The organism is Acinetobacter sp. YH12098, from assembly GCF_013419235.1.
Classification (GTDB): Bacteria; Pseudomonadota; Gammaproteobacteria; order Pseudomonadales; family Moraxellaceae; genus Acinetobacter; species Acinetobacter amyesii.
Map to the genome: position 1 here is coordinate 1 of NZ_VPAO01000058.1, position 16,675 is coordinate 16,675.

13 protein-coding genes are annotated in these 16,675 nt (G+C 41.2%); 7 read left to right on the forward strand and 6 right to left on the reverse strand.

Translation table 11 applies throughout. The annotated features are described in order from the left end of the window. Nucleotides 1–95 precede the first annotated feature (95 nt). The 4 genes from FTU38_RS15565 to FTU38_RS15580 form a co-directional block, all read right to left on the reverse strand. Complete coding sequence (locus tag FTU38_RS15565; protein ID WP_180111775.1) at nucleotides 96–302, reverse strand: hypothetical protein; 207 nt, start codon at nucleotides 300–302, stop codon at nucleotides 96–98. Nucleotides 303–906: 604 nt separating this feature from the next. Beyond that, nucleotides 907–1,923, reverse strand: a complete 1,017-nt coding sequence (gene ilvC / locus FTU38_RS15570; RefSeq protein ID WP_078192867.1) for a ketol-acid reductoisomerase — start codon at nucleotides 1,921–1,923, stop codon at nucleotides 907–909. Between the two features lie 109 nt (nucleotides 1,924–2,032). Further along, nucleotides 2,033–2,524, reverse strand: coding sequence for an acetolactate synthase small subunit (ilvN, locus tag FTU38_RS15575; protein WP_078189625.1), 492 nt, complete (start codon nucleotides 2,522–2,524; stop codon nucleotides 2,033–2,035). Continuing rightward, nucleotides 2,521–4,248, reverse strand: coding sequence for an acetolactate synthase 3 large subunit (locus tag FTU38_RS15580; protein ID WP_078192673.1), 1,728 nt, complete (start codon nucleotides 4,246–4,248; stop codon nucleotides 2,521–2,523). The genes ilvN and FTU38_RS15580 overlap by 4 nt, the downstream gene beginning before the upstream one ends. A 699-nt stretch (nucleotides 4,249–4,947) precedes the next feature. Between FTU38_RS15580 and FTU38_RS15585 the strand changes: the two genes are divergently transcribed. From FTU38_RS15585 to holA, 4 genes are all read left to right on the forward strand, one after another. Continuing rightward, the gene (locus FTU38_RS15585; protein ID WP_180012081.1) at nucleotides 4,948–5,289 is read left to right on the forward strand and encodes a DUF4124 domain-containing protein; all 342 of its coding nucleotides are present in this window, start codon (nucleotides 4,948–4,950) and stop codon (nucleotides 5,287–5,289) included. A gap of 127 nt (nucleotides 5,290–5,416) precedes the next feature. Further along, nucleotides 5,417–8,038 (forward strand): leucine--tRNA ligase, encoded by a 2,622-nt coding sequence (gene leuS, locus FTU38_RS15590; protein WP_180111776.1) that lies wholly within the window; start codon nucleotides 5,417–5,419, stop codon nucleotides 8,036–8,038. 201 nt (nucleotides 8,039–8,239) lie between these two features. Further along, nucleotides 8,240–8,773, forward strand: a complete 534-nt coding sequence (gene lptE, locus FTU38_RS15595) for an LPS assembly lipoprotein LptE (protein WP_078192675.1) — start codon at nucleotides 8,240–8,242, stop codon at nucleotides 8,771–8,773. Between the two features lie 9 nt (nucleotides 8,774–8,782). Beyond that, on the forward strand, nucleotides 8,783–9,781 hold the full coding sequence (gene holA / locus FTU38_RS15600; protein ID WP_180111778.1) for a DNA polymerase III subunit delta: 999 nt from the start codon (nucleotides 8,783–8,785) through the stop codon (nucleotides 9,779–9,781). Here the strand turns inward: holA and FTU38_RS15605 are convergent. Then, on the reverse strand, nucleotides 9,778–10,227 hold the full coding sequence (locus FTU38_RS15605) for a bacteriohemerythrin (protein WP_180007206.1): 450 nt from the start codon (nucleotides 10,225–10,227) through the stop codon (nucleotides 9,778–9,780). The two genes, holA and FTU38_RS15605, sit on opposite strands and share 4 nt — an antisense overlap. A gap of 514 nt (nucleotides 10,228–10,741) precedes the next feature. Here FTU38_RS15605 and FTU38_RS15610 point away from each other — a divergent pair. The 3 genes from FTU38_RS15610 to FTU38_RS15620 are packed head-to-tail and all read left to right on the forward strand — an operon-like array spanning nucleotide 10,742 to nucleotide 15,481. Next, a complete protein-coding gene (locus FTU38_RS15610) occupies nucleotides 10,742–12,085 on the forward strand; it encodes a MacA family efflux pump subunit (protein WP_180025988.1) in 1,344 nt (447 codons plus the stop codon). Between the two features lie 2 nt (nucleotides 12,086–12,087). Next, nucleotides 12,088–14,067, forward strand: coding sequence for a MacB family efflux pump subunit (locus FTU38_RS15615; RefSeq protein ID WP_180111780.1), 1,980 nt, complete (start codon nucleotides 12,088–12,090; stop codon nucleotides 14,065–14,067). Nucleotides 14,068–14,077: 10 nt separating this feature from the next. After that, entirely contained in the window at nucleotides 14,078–15,481 is a 1,404-nt protein-coding gene (locus FTU38_RS15620; protein ID WP_078192679.1) for an efflux transporter outer membrane subunit, read from the forward strand. Nucleotides 15,482–15,515: 34 nt separating this feature from the next. Here the strand turns inward: FTU38_RS15620 and FTU38_RS15625 are convergent, their stop codons facing one another. Continuing rightward, nucleotides 15,516–16,505, reverse strand: coding sequence for a hypothetical protein (locus FTU38_RS15625; RefSeq protein WP_180065171.1), 990 nt, complete (start codon nucleotides 16,503–16,505; stop codon nucleotides 15,516–15,518). Nucleotides 16,506–16,675 lie beyond the last annotated feature (170 nt).

Consider the following 16,675-nt stretch of genomic DNA (forward strand, 5'->3'; position numbering starts at 1 on the left):
AGTATTTGGATTGTCACTGCTTGCTCCAAAGTTAACATGTTGAGCAGTCCAAAATGACCGCTATATTAACCAAGGGGGTCAGTTTTTAAATGCCATTAGGGGGTCATTTTTACACTGCCGCTAACAAGAAAACTGATTTCGGAATGCACTACTGCTACCGATGTCGGTACATCCAAATCATAAAAACCAAAACCAGTGCATTCAAATGGGTCATTAAAATCTTCTAAATGTGAAAAACATAGAGATTTTGTTTTTAAAATCGTTAAAGCAGTTTCAAAACTCACATATTTATATAAAATCATTATTCTAACCCACGCTAATATTGGGTTCCTTGTAGCATAAAACTCAAAAGATAATTAAATAAATTCTTTTCTTTGCTTACGATTTTGTTCGCTTGGATCCAAAGTATGAACGAGTACAAAACATTGTTTTGTACGAAGTACAACGAGGCAGCACACTGTTCTGAGTGACGCGTAAGGAATGAAAGCACTACTTTTCTATTTTTAAGGCAAGTAACTTTAGATATTAAAAAACCCACTCAAAATGAGTGGGTCTTCGTATTCAAATCAATTGATTCAAGAAATTAGTTTTTCTCTTTATCAACGATTTTGTTCGCTTGGATCCAAGGCGCGAAAATGATGAAAGTATCGCTTACATCATTTGAGGCTCGTAGCCTTGATGCCGTCTTTTATAAGGGATAAAAAAGCCCCTGTTAAAAACAAGGGCTTTTTGACTTAGATATCAGAACTTCGTTCTTTTCTTTGTCTACGATTTTGTTCGCTTGGATCCAAGGTACGTAAAAATAGAAAAGCATGCTTTTCTATTTTTAAGGCACGTAACTTTAGATATTAAAAAACCCACTCAAAATGAGTGGGTCTTCGTATTCAAATCAATTGATTCAAGAAATTAGTTTTTCTCTTTATCAACGATTTTGTTCGCTTGGATCCAAGGCATCATCGCACGTAACTTGTTACCAGTTACTTCGATACCATGCGCCGCGTTTTGACGACGACGAGCAGTCATAGAAGGATAGTTCAACGCACCTTCTTGGATGAACATCTTCGCGTATTCACCAGATTGAATACGTTTAAGCGCATTACGCATAGCTTCACGAGACTGTTCGTTGATTACTTCAACACCAGTTACGTATTCGCCATATTCAGCATTGTTTGATACTGAATAGTTCATGTCCGCGATACCGCCTTCGAACATTAAGTCAACGATCAATTTAAGTTCGTGTAGACATTCGAAGTAAGCCATTTCTGGTGCATAACCAGCTTCAACAAGAGTTTCGAAGCCCATTTTAACCAATTCAACAGCACCACCACAAAGAACTGCTTGCTCACCGAAAAGGTCAGTTTCAGTTTCTTCACGGAATGAAGTTTCGATAATACCAGTACGGCCACCACCAACACCTGAAGCGTAAGAAAGCGCAACGTTACGTGCATTACCAGAAGCATCTTGGTGAACAGCGATAAGATCAGGTACACCTGAACCACGTTGGAATTCTGAACGTACAGTATGACCAGGCGCTTTTGGAGCAACCATGATTACGTCAAGGTCAGCACGTGGAACAACTTGGTTATAAAGAACAGAGAAACCATGAGCAAATGCTAGCGTTGCACCTTGCTTGATGTTTGGCTCAATTACGTCACGGTATAGTTGTGATTGGAACTCATCTGGAGTCAAAATCATAACTAAGTCAGCTTGAGCTACAGCAGCAGGAACTTCTGAAACTTTAAGACCAGCATTTTCAGCTTTTTTCCAAGAAGTAGAACCAGCACGTAGACCTACAGTTACATCAACGCCTGAATCCTTAAGGTTAAGCGCATGAGCATGGCCTTGTGAACCATAACCAATGATTGCTACTTTTTTGCCTTGGATGATAGATAAGTCTGTGTCTTTATCGTAAAAAATTTGCATTGCTGTCTCCGCTAAAATGCTTTTGTTTCCTTTAACTTGATAACGTGATTCTGTTTGATTATTCACGTTTCAAGTACCTCACCCATAGGAGTGAGGTGAAAATATAAAATTAGATAGTTAAAACTTTTTCGCCACGTGCGATACCTGAAACACCTGAACGTACAACTTCTAGAATTGTATTTTCAGCTAAGGCATCAATAAAACCATCTATCTTTTCAGTTGTACCTGCGATTTGAATGGTATATGTCGTTGGTGTTACGTCTACGATTTGTCCACGGAAAATATCCGCAGTACGTTTAATTTCTGCGCGCGCTGAACCAAGTGCTTTGACTTTAATTAACATCAATTCACGTTCAATATGAGCACCTTCAGACAAATCAACAACTTTAACAACTTCGACAAGCTTGTTGAGTTGTTTGGTGATTTGTTCAATTTTATGCTCATCGCCATACGTGGTTAAAGTCAAACGCGAAAGCGTCGGATCTTCTGTTGGCGCTACGTTTAATGTCTCAATGTTATAACCACGCTGAGAGAATAAACCTACCAAACGTGAAAGCGCACCTGCTTCGTTTTCTACAAGTACAGAGATAATATGTCTCATTGTGTGCGCTCTCCTTTGCCTAACCACATATCTTTCATTGACTGGCCAGCAACCAACATTGGATATACATGCTCTGAACGGTCAACCATCACGTTAATAAACACGCACTTGTCATTGATCGCCATCGCTTCAGCAAGCTTCGACTCGAGTTCATCTGCATGGTCAATTTGAATACCTACATGACCATACGCCTCCATTAATTTAGGGAAGTCTGGAAGTGACTCAACATACGAGCTTGAGTGACGACCTTCGTAGTTCATGTCTTGCCATTGCTTAACCATACCTAATGCACGGTTATTCAAGCATAGAATTTTTACATTCAAGCCATATTGCTTACATGTAGATAGTTCTTGGATACACATCTGAATCGATGCTTCGCCAGTAATACACACTACTTGTTGATCTGGGAAGGCAAGTTTAGCTGCCATAGCATATGGCAAACCTACACCCATGGTTCCTAGACCACCTGAGTTGATCCATTGACGTGGACGTGTGTATTTGTAGTAAAGCGCACCAAACATTTGGTGTTGACCAACGTCTGAAGTAATGATGGCTTGACTATTGGTAATTTTATCCAACGCTTCAACAACTTGCTGTGGCTTCATCGAACCATCAGTTGGTTTGTCATAGTTCAAACCATGAACTTGGCGCCATTCATTGATTTGTTTCCACCAAGCCCCGATATCTTCAGGATTTGGTTTAGACACATTCAATTGTTTTAATTGCGCCAACATTTCAGTCAATACAGGCTCTACTGCACCCACAATTGGGATGTGCGCCATAATTGTTTTTGAAATCGTTGCTGGGTCAATATCAATATGAATGACTTTTGCATTTGGACAGAATTTCGCTGGATTATTGGTTACACGGTCATCGAAGCGCGCGCCTACACACAGAATCACATCTGCATTGTGCATGGTCATATTGGCTTCATAAGTACCATGCATACCCAACATACCAATGAACTGTTCATCATTGCCTGGATACGCACCAAGACCCATTAAGGTACTGGTTACTGGATAACCCAGTAAATGTGCAAGTTCTGTCAACTGTGCAGAAGCATTGCCTTGAACCACACCGCCGCCTGAATAAATAATTGGGCGTTTAGCATGAATCAATTCATCAATTGCTTTACGAATTTGACCTGAGTGACCACGATGCGGCGGTTGATACGAACGCATTTTCACTTTTTCAGGATATTCGTAAGCAAATTTCTCTGCAGGATTCGTCGCATCCTTTGGAATATCAACGACAACAGGACCCGGACGACCACTTGAAGCGATATAAAATGCCTTCTTAATAATCGAAGGGATTTCGCTTGCATGACGTACTTGGAAGCTGTGTTTTACGATTGGGCGCGAAATACCAACCATATCCGTTTCTTGGAACGCATCCTCACCGATAAGATGGCTTGCAACCTGACCTGACAAAATCACCATTGGGATTGAGTCCATATAGGCAGTTGCAATTGGAGTTACGGTATTTGTTGCACCCGGACCAGATGTCACCAGTACGACACCTGTTTTACCTGTGACACGTGAGTAAGCATCAGCCATATGACCAGCAGCTTGCTCGTGGCGCACTAGGTAATGATTGATTTTTTCTTGTTGAAATAGCGCATCATAAATATGCAGTACTGCGCCGCCTGGGTATCCAAAAACATGTTCAACGCCTTCGTCCGCTAAAGCGCGTACGAGCATTTCACCACCAGATAAAAGTTCCAACGTGATTCACCCTAATCTTTTTTCACGCACAAATGGAGGGCATTTGTCGTGGTTAATTCATTAACTGTGTGCTCTGTTATAGCACACAAATTTCATAGTTTTCATAGCAATAAGAAAAAAATCTGACCTGCTTGCTGTTTGAGCAATATGGGGTCTAAAACATGTTGGGATAAACATATTTTGTTGGCTTTGTTCAACCTCTCGGCTAGAGAAGAAGTCCATTGCTAAAATGCACTCATTCGAAGGGTGATCGATCTAAGGCATATAAAACTAAAGACAGCATTTTTGTAGTTTCAACCATTAAAGTCAAGTTTAAAAATGGGCTTTTTTCTGATTACTTACAGACCGTTTGTTTTTTAAGCACACTCCCGTTCTTTGCATTCTTTGTAGTTTGTTTATTTATAACCAGTTAGCATGTATTTAATAAAATACTTTTATAAATCTAATAAATAAATTAAATGAATGGATGTATGTTTTTAATTCAATTGCCTTACATTGAAGTTGCTGCATAGGTTAAATGATAAGAATCCAATATTTTTATTGCTTATAAATCCCCCAATTCATCATTCACAAAGTTATTCATCCCACACGATGTCCCTTTTATCCTTTGTGCTAAAAAATGCATAGATTCTACTGTCAAAAAAGCGCAAAATTTTCAGCATAATTTTGCATGATCACTCTAACTATGGGACTGAATTTATGATGAAGACGACGATTGTACGAACTGCATGTATTTTATCTAGCATGGCATTTTGCCTGACCAGTTTGGACCTTTCAGCGAAAGAATATTACAAATGGGTGGACGCTAAAGGTTCAACGCATTACACCACCACGCCACCGCCAAAAAATGCGCAGCGCAAAGGTAAAGTAAATACCTATGGTGCAACAACGACTACGCAATCAACTCCAGCAAAAAACCAAGAAGAGGTTTCACGTGAAGCCGAACAGTCGAATGAACAAAATGAGCAACTAGCGGAACAACAACGCGAAGCCAATGCAGCGCTCCGCCAAGCTCAAGCGGTAGCTGCCGCACCACAATAATTTACGCCAAAGCCTTCAATTTTGACTTAAATTATTTACATCTACACAGCATCGCAAAATTCACTCTAGGCGTATTTTGCGCTATGCTGTAGCACAAACTTTTTAACCGTTATTTCTATTTACGTTTATGACTACTCACATTGACCCTGAATATCAAGCCAGTGCGATTGAACCTACAGTCCAACAAGACTGGGAAAATCGCAAAGCCTTTAAAGTTGCCGACCAAGTAGAAGGACCACGTCGTTATATCCTCTCTATGTTCCCTTATCCAAGTGGCAAACTGCATATGGGTCATGTGCGTAACTATACGATTGGTGACGTGATCAGCCGTTTCCACCGTTTACAAGGTGAAACTGTGCTACAACCCATGGGTTGGGATGCTTTCGGCCTACCTGCTGAAAATGCGGCGATTGCCCATCAAGTCGCTCCTGCAAAATGGACTTTTGAAAACATTGATTACATGCGTAATCAGCTTAAAAAGTTAGGTCTTTCTGTAGATTGGGATCGTGAATTTGCAACTTGCACACCTGAATATTACCGTTGGGAACAATGGTTATTCGTACAGCTTTATAAAAAAGGTTTAATTTACCGTAAGCTTTCAACAGTGAACTGGGACCCAGTAGACCAAACTGTTTTAGCAAACGAACAAGTTGAAAATGGTCGTGGCTGGCGTTCTGGTGCATTGGTCGAAAAACGTGATATTCCAATGTACTACTTCCGCATCACTGACTATGCGCAAGAATTACTTGACGATTTAGAAACATTAAAAGACGGCTGGCCACAGCAAGTTCTTACCATGCAACGTAACTGGATTGGTCGCTCTCAAGGGATGGAAATCACCTTCCCTTCAGCGAATCCAGACGTTTATGCAGATGGTTTAACTGTATTTACCACTCGTGCTGACACACTCATGGGTGTGACTTATGTTGCAGTTGCAGCAGAACACCCAATGGCGTTAAAAGCTGCTGAAACAAACCCTGAACTTGCTGCATTTATTGAAGAATGCCGTATGGGTTCTGTTGCAGAAGCCGATCTTGCGACGGCTGAAAAGAAAGGCATGGCAACTGGTCTTTCTGTGAAGCACCCAGTTACAGGTGAAGAAGTTCCTGTTTGGATCGCGAACTACGTCTTGATGTCTTACGGTTCAGGTGCGGTGATGGCAGTGCCTTCACACGATGAACGTGACTTCGAGTTTGCCAACAAATATGGCTTAACCATCAAGCAAGTGATTGATGCCAAAGGTGCAGACGATGCAGACTTTGACGCAACAACTTGGCAGGAATGGTACGGTTCTAAAGAAGGCAAACTGGTGAATTCAGGCGAATTTGATGGTTTAGATTTACAAGGTGCATATGATGCATTCCTTGCAAAATTAGAACCGACTGGACTTGCCAACTCGAAAGTTCAATTCCGTTTACGTGACTGGGGTGTTTCTCGTCAGCGTTATTGGGGTTGTCCAATTCCAATGATCAACTGCGAAAAATGTGGTCAGGTTCCTGTACCTGAAGAACAGCTTCCAGTTGTATTGCCAACGGACGTGGTGCCGGATGGTTCAGGCAATCCACTCAACAAAATGCCTGAGTTCTATGAAACCACCTGCCCATGCTGTGGTGGCGATGCTCGTCGTGAAACAGACACTTTAGATACTTTCGTAGAATCTTCTTGGTACTATGCACGCTATGCATCTCCAGATTTCACTGATGGTATGGTGAAACCTGAAGCGGGTCAAACTTGGTTACCTGTGAATCAATACATCGGTGGTGTTGAACACGCGATTCTACATTTACTTTATGCACGTTTCTTCCATAAATTGATGCGTGATGAAGGTGTGGTACAAGGTAACGAACCATTCACTAACCTTTTAACTCAAGGTATGGTGCTTGCGGATACTTACTACCGTGAATCTGAGTCAGGTAAGAAAACATGGTTTAACCCTGCCGACATCGACTTAGAACGTGATGAAAAAGGCCGTATCATTTCTGCGAAATATCAAGGTGATGGTCAAGACGTCGTGGTTGGCGGTCAAGAAAAAATGTCGAAATCGAAAAATAACGGTATCGACCCGCAAGCGATTATTGATCAATACGGCGCAGATACTGCACGTGTATTCATGATGTTTGCTGCACCACCAGATCAATCACTTGAATGGTCTGACGCAGGTGTTGAAGGTGCAAACCGTTTCTTAAAACGTGTATGGCGCCTAGCATCTGGTTTCCTTGAACAAGGCAACTCTGCTGCAAACATCGACAAAGCGACACTATCTACCGCTGCACAAGACTTGCGTCGTAAAACACACGAAACCATTCAAAAAGTGGGTGATGACATTGCACGTCGTCATGCCTTCAACACCGCCATTGCTGCGATGATGGAACTTTTGAATGCAAACAATAAGTTTGAAGCCAAAGATGACAATGACGTTGCCGTTGCACGTGAATCAATCATTACCCTTCTAACTTTACTTGCTCCTTTTGCGCCACATTTAAGCCAAACCTTATTGGCTGAGTTTGGTATCGAATTAACATCAGCACGCTTCCCTGCTGTAGATGAATCTGCGCTGACTCGCAATACACAAACGATTGTAGTGCAAGTGAACGGTAAGCTTCGTGGCAAATTAGAAGTATCTGTCGAGGCCTCTAAAGATGACATTCTGGCACAAGCAAAAGCATTACCTGAAGTTCAACAATTCTTGACTGGTCCAACCAAGAAAGAAATTGTGGTGCCGAATAAATTAGTGAATTTGGTGGTTTAATTTAATCCCCCTAAATCCCCCTTTACAAAAGGGGGACTTCCCGCTCCCAATAAAAAATCGGGTCTCCTCCCTTTTTTAAAGGGAGGTCGGGAGGGATTAAAAAACAATTCCCAAACAAAGCCCGTTGCCAGTCAACGGGCTTTGACTTTACAATCCACACAGGATTTCAACATTATCCCTTCGGGAAACAGAGGACACTTTATGCACTTGGTTCAACGTGTTGCTGCAATTGTATTAACTATGGGCCTGAGCGCAGGCATGGTCGGTTGTGGTTTTCATTTAAAAGGCACCAACCCTGCTGCTGTACCTGTGGCCTATTCCAATATGCGATTGGCACTTCCTGAAGATACGGATGACTTACATGAAAAGTTAGCGATTTATTTAGGTTCTGCAGGCGTGCAATTGAGTAATAATCAAAATGCATATGTCTTACATGTGTTGGATTACACTCCGCGACGTTTAGAACTCAATGGTAAATTGGTTGAGACTTTATTGCGCTTAAACGTGACGTTCCAAATTGAAGATGCTCAAGGCAATCCTGTAACTGAACCCCGTACATTGATGGCAACACGTAGCTACCAATACGACGTAGCAACCGTGAACACTGATGACCAAGAAGAAAAATATTTAAAACAAGTGATTATTGATGACATTGCACAACAGATCGTGCGCCAAATTTCATCAAACCGCTTACCGAAAGCAAATCCACTAACTGCACCGACCAAAGCTGAGTAATTTTGATTTATGAAACTTGACTATCTTCAGGCATTAAAACGTGTAGATGAAGCGCAAGGTACCTGGGTGCTACATGGTCAAGAGCCATTACTCGAACAAAATCTCCTCGATGCATTTCGTAAGAGTTGGAACGCTCGAGAAGTCGAGCGTCAACGGTATGACATTAGCTCTGCTGCTGATTGGAAAAATGTCTTTAATGCTTTAAATAGCTTGTCATTATTTTCCAGTCAACTGGCAATTGAGGCACATGGCAGCATTAAACCCGATGCCAATGGGCTAAAACTGTTAAAAAGCTATTTGCAGCAAAATGAAAGCAACTTGCTGCTCGTGGTAATGCCGAAGCAAGACAGTGCGAGTTTAAAGACCAGTTTCTTCCAAACCATTGATGCCAATGGAGTCAATGTTGCACTGACTGCAAACTATCCTAAAGATCGTCAGCAAATCTTAGCCACCGAGGCGCAAAAGCTCGGCATTCAACTCGCCAATGATGCTTGGCAATGGCTAGAGCAGCATCATGAGCATAATTTACTGGCTGCAAAAAATAGTTTAATGCGTGTCGCAGATACTTTTCCTGAAGCAGAGATGATCCAGATAGATCATCTGTACTCTTGCTTACAAGATCAGTCACGCTACACCACCTATGATTTAAATGATGCCATGCTGCAAGGCAATTTGGCGCAATCAATTAAAATTTTTCAATACTTAATTGCCTCTGGTGAGCCGATGTCACTCATTTTATGGAGTATCAGCAAGGAAATGCGCTTGCTGATGCAACTGTTTGAGCAACCACAAAATGCCTTACAAATTGGCATTTGGAAGACCAAGGTCGGGCTGTATCAACAAGCTTTACGCCGTTTAAATGCCAATGAGTTTTTGACGTGGCCTGCCCTGTTGTTACGTTTAGATGCCTCGATTAAAGGTTTGGGACATGAAAATGCCGAACATCTGATTATGCAAGCCATTGCTCAGATGTGCGGTAAAAGGTTATTTCCGTCCCTGTTGACTTAACTAAAAAAGCGAGCAAACCAACTTTTGCCTTTTTTCTGTTCCTGCGAGCGCAGATAGTGCAGCATATTGTCTCGCACTGAATCTACATAATCTTGATCATCATGCTGAATGTGATTAATCAGCCATTTAGACAATAAACGATATAAATCTTGTTCAACCGAAACACCATTTTCAAATTTGGTTCGATACTCATTCAGTCGCCTCACAAAATGCTCATGAATCCCACGATGAGACGGCAAATACTGATAATGTACCTGTTCCAATAAATTTTCTTCAAAGCTGAAATGCGATTGTGTATAGTCAATCAAATCATCCAAAACCTCTTTGATTTTCTCTCGACTGCCATTCACGAGGATTGCTTCCAACGTATTGATATAATCTAAAATCTGGCGATGTTGATTATCAATAACATCAATGCCGATATTATATTTTTCATTCCATTCCATATCTAACCCCGACTTATATTCCTATTTTATTTTGTATATTTAATGAAAAAAACCACTTATCATTAAACCCATAATTTTTTTATGGGTTTTGATCTTAGCTGCATTTTTAGAACAAGACTATTGCAAAAAATCACACACGCTCAACAAAAACTGTGCACACTAAAGCACAAACACAATGCATATTTTTATTTTAATATGCATTAACATAGGCTACAAAAAAGCTTTATAGCACCACTTTTTTTAATTTTCATTCAACTTTTTTCTAATTTGAAATTAGATTCAAATAAATAGGCATGAAATATGCTTTTTGTACTTTAATTGGCATTTAGTTACAGTTAAAAAATTATTTTACGCAGTAGAATGAGTCTGTTTACAGATTCTGCTAAGTCCCTTCATATCAATCGGAAAGCCTAAAGGGAAATAATAATCATTACTTCTTTGCTAAAATATTCACAATTTATCCGTATTTAACTCTTATAATTCAAATAACTTTCTTAACGCTTTACTGCCAATCATGCCAAAAATAAAACCAGCAAAATTGATCGTAGCCATCATCGCTGCTCTGGCGATCGCTGTCACAGCATGGCATTTTTTCAAACCAAAACAAGAGCAACCTCAGTACATTACGGCCGAAGTCAGCCGTGGGGATATTGAAAACTCAGTGCTTGCCACTGGTGTGCTTGAAGCAACTAAAATGGTCAGCGTAGGAGCGCAGGTTTCAGGTCAAGTAAAAAAAATGTATGTGCAACTTGGCGATGAAGTAAAACAAGGTCAATTGATTGCCCAAATTGATTCAGTGCGTCAGGAAAATGACCTCAAAACAGCCGAAGCCAGTATTAAAAATCAACAAGCGCAATTGGCAGTAAAAAATGCAAATTTAGCCAAAGTCGATGCTGAATATAAGCGTCAACAAGCGATGTATGCTCAAGATGCGACCAGTCGTGCAGAACTAGAATCTGCGCTAGCAAGCTATAAAACCGCACAAGCTGATATTGCAGCCATTGATGCACAAATCGAACAATCGCGCTTAACTTTAGCGACTGCAAAAGAAGACTTAGGCTATACACAAATTGTTGCACCCATGGATGGCACCATCGTGGCGATTGTGACGGAAGAAGGTCAAACCGTAAACGCCAACCAAAGTGCACCAACCATTGTGAAATTGGCAAAACTCAACACCATGACCATTAAAGCTGAAATTTCTGAAGCCGATGTCATGAAAGTCCAAGAAGGTCAAAGTGTTTACTTTACGACGTTGGGCGACAGTGAAACAAAACACTATGCTACCCTGCGCCAAGTTGAACCTGCACCAAATTCAATTAACACCGAAAGCAACAGCAATACCTCTTCGTCTTCAAGTACTGCGGTTTACTACAATGCGTTATTTGATGTCCCAAATGAAGATGGCAAATTGCGTATCGATATGACCGCTCAGGTGTATATCATTTTAGATGAAGCCAAGAATGTCTTAACGGTACCTGCCGCTGCCGTACAAACCTCAAACCGTCCACAACGTAGCCGAAATAATACGTCTACCGATGGTCAATCTGCGGATAAAAATGCCAACGCAGAAGCTAAATCGAACAAAGACCATCCAAATCGTCCTAAAGGTTTAGAACTGACTGAAGCTGAAAAGGCACTGGTCAAACAAGGTAAAGCGAGCGTTGCCATGGTGCGTGTATTACAAGCGGATGGCGCTGCGCAACCTCAACCCGTATTACTTGGCTTAAATAACCGTGTGACCGCACAAGTGATTCGTGGCTTAAAACAAGGTGATCAAGTCGTGATTGCCGACGGTTCAGACACTAGTAATGATTCTGCAAAACGCAGTAATCGCGGCGGCCCAATGAGAATGTAATGATGAGTCAAAATCAGACGCCTCTACTCGAGGTCAAGAATCTGACTCGTGAATTCCCTGCCGGTGAAAGCACAGTCCAGATTCTAAAAGGGGTTAATCTTGAGATTTACCCAGGTGAACTGGTAGCAATTGTAGGTCAGTCCGGTTCTGGTAAATCTACCCTAATGAACATTTTAGGTTGCCTAGATAAACCCACAAATGGCAGCTACAAAGTCAAAGGGCGCGAAACGCGTGAACTTGAACCAGATGAACTGGCACAGTTACGCCGTGAATATTTTGGCTTTATTTTCCAGCGTTATCACTTACTCGGTGATTTGAATGCTGCAGGTAACGTTGAAGTTCCCGCAATCTATGCCGGTGCAGATGCAACCGAACGCAATGCACGTGCCAAGCAACTGCTGACTGACTTAGGACTGGGTGAAAAAACTCAAAACCGCCCGAGTCAACTTTCGGGTGGTCAGCAACAACGTGTATCGATTGCGCGCGCCCTCATGAATGGTGGCGATGTTATTCTTGCCGATGAACCGACCGGTGCACTAGATAAGAATAGTGGTATTGAAGTAATGCGGATTTTGCGCGAACTCAATGCCAAAGGTCATACCATTATTTTGGTCACGCACGACCATAATGTTGCAAAAAATGCGACTCGAATTATTGAAATTTCTGACGGTAATATCATCTCAGATCAGCCCAATGTACCTGAAACAGATGATGAACCTTTAGAAAAACAACAACTCGTTCCAAACACACAGAAAAAAACCTCAAGCTGGCGCTCTGCCGTTGACCGTTTAGGTGAAGCATTCCGTATGGCGATCCTTGCCATGAATGCACACCGGATGCGTACATTTTTAACCATGCTCGGGATCATTATTGGTATCGCTTCTGTGGTTTCTGTTGTGGCTCTTGGGAATGGTTCGCAAAAGCAGATTTTAGAAAATATCAGCAGTTTAGGTACCAATACCATCACGGTGTATCAAGGTCGTGGATTTGGTGATAACTCAAGATCATCGCAAGTAAAAACATTGGTTCCAGCCGATGCGACGGCCCTTGCGGAACAACCTTATGTCGATGGCGTTAGTCCTTCAGTCAATTCATCTGTTACAACACGTTTTAAAGACACAGAAGCGTCGACCACAGTGAATGGCGTGAGTGAAGATTTCTTCTATGTCAAAGGAATGAACTTCGCTTCGGGTCAACCTTTTGATAAAGAAAGCGTGACTGAGCAAGCGCAAGATGTGGTGATTGATAGTAATACTAAAAATACCTTCTTTGCCGATGGCACCAACCCTGTGGGTCAAGTGATTTTATTAGGCAGTGTGCCGAGCCGTATCATTGGCGTGATCGAAGAACAAAAAAGCATGATGGGCAACTCAGATAGCCTGAATGTGTATTTGCCGTATTCAACGGTTATGAGTCGTATGTTAGGTCAGTCGAATGTACGCAGCATCATTGTCCGCGTAAAAGATGAATACCCAAGTGCTGCGGCTGAGAACGCCATATTGAACTTATTGGTGCAACGTCATGGCGCTCAAGATGTCTTTACACAGAACTCCGATAGTATCCGTGAAACCATTCAACAAACCACCGCAACTATGACCTTATTGGTGTCTGCTATTGCGGTGATTTCATTGATCGTCGGTGGTATCGGGGTCATGAACATTATGTTGGTTTCTGTGACTGAGCGTACTCAAGAAATTGGTGTACGTATGGCTGTGGGTGCCCGTCAAAGTGACATTTTACAGCAGTTCCTGATTGAGGCGGTGTTGGTATGTATCTTAGGCGGGGTGCTTGGGGTTTTATTATCTTTAGGTATTGGACAATTGATTAGTCATTTTGCCGGTGGAACATTCCAAATGGCCTATTCAACGACGTCTATCGTAGCTGCATTTGTCTGCTCAAGTATGATTGGTATTGTGTTTGGCTTTATTCCTGCACGTAATGCCGCACAGCTTAACCCTGTCGATGCGCTTTCTCGCGAATAAGGAAATAATGATGCAAATGACCTTAAGTAAACTTGCAAGTGCCTTCATTCTCGGAAGTAGCTTAGTCGGCTGTGCCGCTGTGGTTAAGACGCCTTATGAAGCCCCTGCAACACAAATCCCGACGCAATTTCAAAATGCGAAAGCCATGAGTCAGCAAGTTCATGCAGATACTTATGCTGACCAATGGTGGACATTGTTTAATGATGCTCAATTAAACCAGTTGGTGAATCAAGTTTTAGCTGCCAATACAGACCTTGCTGTTGCAGGTATTAATTTACAGCAAGCTCGACTACAAGCAGGTTTAGCTGAAAATAAACAAGGGCCACGCGTGAGTTCAAGTGTCTCTACTGGACATAACTTTGACCTTAACTCAGGTGATGACTCATCAAAAGGTGTATCACTCAGTGGTGGCGTCAGTTATGAAGTAGATTTATTTGGTCGTTTGGCTAGCCAGACTGAGGCCGCAAAATGGGAAGCTTTAGCAACTGAACAAGACCTGCAAGCCACTGCCCAAAGTTTGATTGCGACAACAGCAAACTTATATTGGCAGCTTGGTTATTTAAATGAGCGCTACAGTATTGCGCAGCAAAACTTAGCCAGTACGCAAAAAACCTATGACTTAGTCAAAGTGCAATATAAAGCCGGCGCCGTTTCAGGTTTAGATCTAACCCAAGCGGAACAGTCGGTACAAAGTCAAAAAGCGACCTTAAGCCAAATTGCCCAACAAAAAGTGGAAACACGTACTGCATTGGCTGTGTTATTGCATCAACCTGTGCAACAACTGAATATTTCAGAGCCGCAGCGTTTACCTCGAATTGCATTACCGACGATTGCAGCAGGTTTACCAGCCGAGTTGTTGTCTCGCCGTCCAGATTTACAAGCGAGCGAATTAAGATTACGTAAAGCTTTGGCAAATAAAGATGCAACGAAAGCGAGTTACTACCCTTCAATTAGTTTGACTGGCAGTTTAGGTTCGAGTAGTACGTCTTTGAGTAATTTATTACAAAACCCTGCTTTGGCTTTGGGTGCAAGTTTGAGTTTACCGTTCTTGCAATATAACGATATGAAAAAGGATTTGGCGATTAGTGACTTAGACTATGAAAAATCTATTATTCAATATCGTCAGACCTTGTATCAGGCTTTTGCCGATGTGGAAAATGCGCTATCCAATCGTACTGAGTTAAGTCAACAAGTTGCATTGCAAGAGCGTAATGTACAGCTTGCAGAAAAGACTGAGCGTTTGACTGAAGTTCGTTATCGTAATGGTGCAATTGCGTTGAAAAACTTGTTAGATGCACAGGAAACCACACGTAATGCTCGATTGTCTTTGGTTCAGACCAAGCAGAGTCAATACAATGCTTATGTGACGTTAATGCAAGCTTTGGGTGGAAGTCCGATTAAGCAATTGCCTTAAACCCTTTACATATAAAAAAGCCCGAAAGGGCTTTTTATTTATCCATCATTTTAAACACCGTAAATTCAAAATTATCTTTTGCGCTGACTTCCTCTGGGCGCTCCTGATCCATCTTGTTTTTCTTAATTACATCTTCATGCCAAACGGGCAATGGTTTGATATGCAATAAAATTCTTCGTGCAACAAAGTTACACACATCAAATGGATAAGCAAATAAAGCTGGAACCCAATTATAATGATAAATGATTCGAAAAGATTGCCATGTTTCTTTCCAGCTTTCTTTTGCACCTTGAACATTTTGACAATAGGTTAGTTGGGTAAACGGATCGATGGTACCGTACATAGGATGCGGTTTGGGGTAAAGCTCCTCTGGTCCTTTCATCATAAAATGACAAATAAAAGTCCATAAACCTTGAGTACGAAATATTCCAATCATTGGAAAGCCAATCACAAAGGTATGTTTTAGGATGCCGTCTTCGATGATATGTGCCCGAAGCTCTCGTAATGGAATGCCAGACAACCCAAAACTACTGCCCATAATATAAACTACATCTGTCCATTTCTTTTCTATATATTCTTGATCATTAATATAGAAAAAAACTTTACCTGTTTTTCTATTAAAAAGAACAGGCTTACAAATAGGTTGTTTATGATCATATTTAAAGTAAGGACGTAGAAATGCAACACAAGGAAGTCCTATTACAAAAAGTACAGCTATAAGGAAAAAAAAAGCCTCTCCTACACTAGAATTATCAAGAAAAGAAAGAATACCAATGTAGTAAAATAAAAATAAAAATAATGGAAACATTGGAATTAATAAACTTATTCCTTTTCCTAACCTTGCATAAGATTGATCAATCAATTCGATATAATCATCATTCATGCTAATAAATGACCAATTATGATTACGTTTAGAATCATTTTCTGGTTTAAGTAGAACGTCTCCTTCATCTAACTGAGAAAAAGGAACATCCTGTTTAAATACATCATAACCAAAGTCATGATTTTTTATTTTACTTTTCATATTAATTGTATACCGACTTTAGGCCCAACATTTGTTGTTGAATAGGGCTTTGTTGCACAAACCTATCGTTAAGGGCTTATTCCACAATATAATTTTCAAATGAATAAGCCCACACCTAAAATTTACCGTACTCTCAATTGGTCTACATACAACCGCGCACTTATTAATCG

Excerpts from the sequence above, each read along its gene's own strand:
- FTU38_RS15565 (WP_180111775.1), bottom strand. The coding sequence starts at position 302 with ATGATTTTATATAAATATGTGAGTTTTGAAACTGCTTTAACGATTTTA.
- ilvC (WP_078192867.1), bottom strand. The coding sequence starts at position 1,923 with ATGCAAATTTTTTACGATAAAGACACAGACTTATCTATCATCCAAGGC.
- ilvN (WP_078189625.1), bottom strand. The coding sequence starts at position 2,524 with ATGAGACATATTATCTCTGTACTTGTAGAAAACGAAGCAGGTGCGCTT.
- FTU38_RS15585 (WP_180012081.1), top strand. The coding sequence starts at position 4,948 with ATGATGAAGACGACGATTGTACGAACTGCATGTATTTTATCTAGCATG.
- leuS (WP_180111776.1), top strand. The coding sequence starts at position 5,417 with ATGACTACTCACATTGACCCTGAATATCAAGCCAGTGCGATTGAACCT.
- lptE (WP_078192675.1), top strand. The coding sequence starts at position 8,240 with ATGCACTTGGTTCAACGTGTTGCTGCAATTGTATTAACTATGGGCCTG.
- holA (WP_180111778.1), top strand. The coding sequence starts at position 8,783 with ATGAAACTTGACTATCTTCAGGCATTAAAACGTGTAGATGAAGCGCAA.
- FTU38_RS15605 (WP_180007206.1), bottom strand. The coding sequence starts at position 10,227 with ATGGAATGGAATGAAAAATATAATATCGGCATTGATGTTATTGATAAT.
- FTU38_RS15610 (WP_180025988.1), top strand. The coding sequence starts at position 10,742 with ATGCCAAAAATAAAACCAGCAAAATTGATCGTAGCCATCATCGCTGCT.
- FTU38_RS15615 (WP_180111780.1), top strand. The coding sequence starts at position 12,088 with ATGAGTCAAAATCAGACGCCTCTACTCGAGGTCAAGAATCTGACTCGT.
- FTU38_RS15620 (WP_078192679.1), top strand. The coding sequence starts at position 14,078 with ATGCAAATGACCTTAAGTAAACTTGCAAGTGCCTTCATTCTCGGAAGT.
- FTU38_RS15625 (WP_180065171.1), bottom strand. The coding sequence starts at position 16,505 with ATGAAAAGTAAAATAAAAAATCATGACTTTGGTTATGATGTATTTAAA.